General features: G+C 36.6%; 1 protein-coding gene. It reads left to right on the top strand.

Features of this window, described 5'->3' with window-relative positions:
* Positions 1–3,675: ZmpA/ZmpB/ZmpC family metallo-endopeptidase (locus WKI42_RS09675; RefSeq protein ID WP_368081820.1), on the top strand; the 3,675-nt coding region annotated here is incomplete at both ends.

Genomic DNA, 3,675 nt, shown 5'->3' with positions numbered 1-3,675 from the left:
CCAATATCTACAGTTTCAGAAGTTGCATCAGAAAGAGAAGAGTTGCCTTCTTTACATACCGATATTCGGACAGAGACTATTCCTAAAACCACTATAGAAGAATCTGATCCTAGCAAATTTATAGGCGATGATTCTGTTAAACAAGTTGGTGAGGATGGCGAACGTCAAATTGTTACTAGCTATGAAGAGTTACATGGCAAAAAAATCAGCGAATCAGTTGAAACAGTAACAATTTTAAAAGAAATGAAGCCTGAAATTCTTGTAAAAGGTACAAAAGAAAAGCCTAAAGAAAAAACGGCTCCTGTTTTGACTTTGGAGAGAACAAATACAAATGTATTAGACCGCTCCGCAAATCTTTCTTATCATTTGGTTAATACAGATGGAGTCAAGATCAATAAAATTACTGCGATAATTAAAGATGGAAATGAAATTGTCAAAACAGTAGATTTAACTTCAGAGCAATTAGATAAGCAGGTAGAAGATTTAAAATTCTACAAGGACTATAAGATAGAAACCACTATGACCTATGACCGTGGTAAGGGAGAAGAAACTGCAACATTAGAAGAGAAAGCACTTCGCTTGGATTTGAAAAAAGTTGAGTTGAAAAACATTACCTCAACAAATCTTGTAAAAGTCGAAGAAGATGGAACAGAAACATTGAAGGACTTCCTGACTGAGACACCAACAGAGACTGAAAAATACTATCTCAAAGTGACGTCTCGGGATAACAAAGTGACTCGTTTAGCAATTGATAAGATTGAAGAGGTCATTGAAGAAGGTAAGCAGCTTTACAAGGTAACGGCAAAAGCACCTGACTTAGTTCAACGTGATAAAGACGGTAAGTTAAGAGACATTTACACTTATTATCTTGAAAAACCGAGGGCTACCGAGGATAAGGTTTATTACAATTTCCATGATTTAGCAAAAGATATGCAAGCAAATCCTACCGGTGAGTTTAAACTTGGTGCAGATTTGAATGCAGTTAACGTTAAGCCAGCAGGTAAAGCTTATGTTATGGCTAAGTTTAGAGGTACTTTATCAAGTGTAGAGAACCATCAGTACACGATTCATAACTTAGAAAGACCTTTGTTTAATGAGGCTGAAGGTGCTACACTCAAAAACTTTAACTTAGGTAATGTAGATATCAATATGCCTTGGGCTGATAAAGTTGCACCTATTGGTAATATGTTTAAGAAATCTACCCTTGAGAATATCAAAGTAGTAGGTTCAGTAACAGGAAATAACGATGTAACCGGTGCTGTTAATAAGTTAGACGAAGCTAATATGCGCAATGTAGCTTTTATTGGCAAGATTAACAGTCTTGGAGATAAAGGCTGGTGGTCTGGTGGACTTGTCAGCGAAAGTTGGATAAGTAACGTTGATAAAGCTTACGTTGATGCTAAGATTAGTGCCAATAAATCTAAATATGGTGGTTTAATTGGTAAAATAGATCATGGTATTGACTCGATGACAGTAGGTAAAAAAGGATTTCTCCGAAATGCTGTAATAAAAGGTACTATGAATTTGATTCAGCATGGCGAAAGTGGAGGTGTAATTCATAACAACTTTAACTGGGGTGTTATTGAAGATGTCGTAACAATGCTTAAAGTAAATAATGGTGAAATTGTCTATGGTTCACCAGCCTTGAATGATAATGACCAATATTTTGGATTAGATAATATCAAACGTGTAAATTATGTAAATGGTGTTGCAAGTGGTTTATCTTCCTACAAACATTCAAATCGTATTACTGGTATCTCTCAAGCAGAAGCAGATGCTAAAATCGCTAAGATGAATATCACAGCCAACACCTTTACTATTCAAGATCCTGTCGTAAACAAGTTAAATCGTATCATCGATAGAGATTCTGATTATAAAGCGATTCAGGATTATAAAGAGACAAGAGAAGTAGCTTATCGAAACTTGGAAAAATTGCAGCCATTTTATAATAAGGAGTGGATTGTAAACCAAGGGAATAAGTTAACAGATGAGTCCAATCTTGTTAAGAAAACCGTTCTGTCTGTAACGGGTATGAAGAATGGTCAGTTTGTGACGGACTTATCAGATATTGATAAGATTATGATTCACTATGCGGATGGCACTAAAGAAGAAATGGTAGTTACCGATAAAGCTGATTCTAAAGTAGCTCAAGTAAAAGAGTATGATGTAGCAGGTCAAAACATTGTCTATACACCAAATATAGTTGTTAAAAATCGGGACAAACTGATTGCGGATGTGAAAGAAAGACTTTCAAGTGTTGACCTAATTTCAGCTGAAGTACGCGCATTAATGGATATACGTAAGAAGTCAGAAGAAAATACAAATGCTCGTAAAGATGGATATATTCGTAATCTATACTTGGAAGAAAGTTTTGCCGAAGTGAAGCAAAATCTAGATAAGTTCGTCAAAGCCTTGGTCGAAAATGAAGACCATCAATTAAACGTTGATGCTGCCGCGATGAAATCGCTACTCAAGAAAGTAGAAGATAATAAAGCTAAGATTATAATGGGACTGACTTATCTTAATCGTTACTATGATATCAAATATGGTGATTTGAGTATCAAGGATATCATGATGTTCAAACCGGACTTCTATGGTAAGACACCAAGTGTACTAGACCGTTTGATTCAAATTGGTTCAAGAGAACATTTCTTGAAAGGTGACCGTACACAAGATGCCTACAAAGAAGTGATTGCTGGTGCAACTGGTAAAGGTGATTTACGTAGCTTCTTAGACTATAATATGCGTTTATTTACAGAAGATAAAGATTTGAATGACTGGTTTATTCATTCTGCGAAAAACGTTTATGTAGCAGAGCCTGAAACAACTACTGAAGCCTTTAAAGATAAGCGACATCGTGTATTTGACGGTTTAAATAATGACGTTCACGGTCGTATGATTTTACCATTGCTCAACTTAAAGAAAGCCCATATCTTTATGATTTCAACCTATAACACGATGGCTTATAGTTCATTTGAGAAATATGGTAAGAACACTGAAGAAGAACGTAAGGAATTGAAGAAACGTATTGATGAAGTCGCTAAAGCACAACAAACTTATCTTGATTTCTGGTCTCGTTTAGCTCTTCCAAGTGTTCGTAATAAACTCTTGAAGAGCGAGTATATGGTACCAACACCTGTTTGGGATAATCAAACTTATGAAGGAATTAAGGATGCAAATCGTCAAGGTTATGGAAAAGGTGGAACCGTGGTATCTCCTATTCGTGAACTATTCGGCCCGACTAACCGTTGGCATCAAGTTAATGGAGCTATGGGAGCGATGGCGAAAATCTACGATAAACCGTGGAAAGATGAGCAAGTATTCTTCATGGTAACCAATATGCTTGACCCGTTTGGTATCTCTGCCTTCACACATGAAACCACACACATTAATGACCGTGTAGCTTACTTTGGAGGACATAACCATCGTCAAGGTACGGATTTGGAAGCTTTTGCTCAAGGAATGTTACAAACTCCTGATAAGTCAACAACAAATGGTGAGTATGGTGCGTTAGGTCTTAACATGGCCTATCATCGTCCAAATGATGGAAACCAGTGGTATAATCCAGACCCTGACAAACTTCAAACACGTGACCAAATCGACCACTACATGAAGAACTACAATGAAGCTATGATGATGCTTGATTATGCTGAAGCTGAAGCTGTTCTTCCTAAG

Origin of the sequence: Streptococcus pseudopneumoniae, assembly GCF_038148935.1 — a bacterium.
Classification (GTDB): domain Bacteria; phylum Bacillota; class Bacilli; order Lactobacillales; family Streptococcaceae; genus Streptococcus; species Streptococcus pseudopneumoniae_U.
The sequence above is the reverse complement of the archived record's forward strand: the minus strand, read 5'-3'. Positions and strand labels throughout refer to the sequence as shown.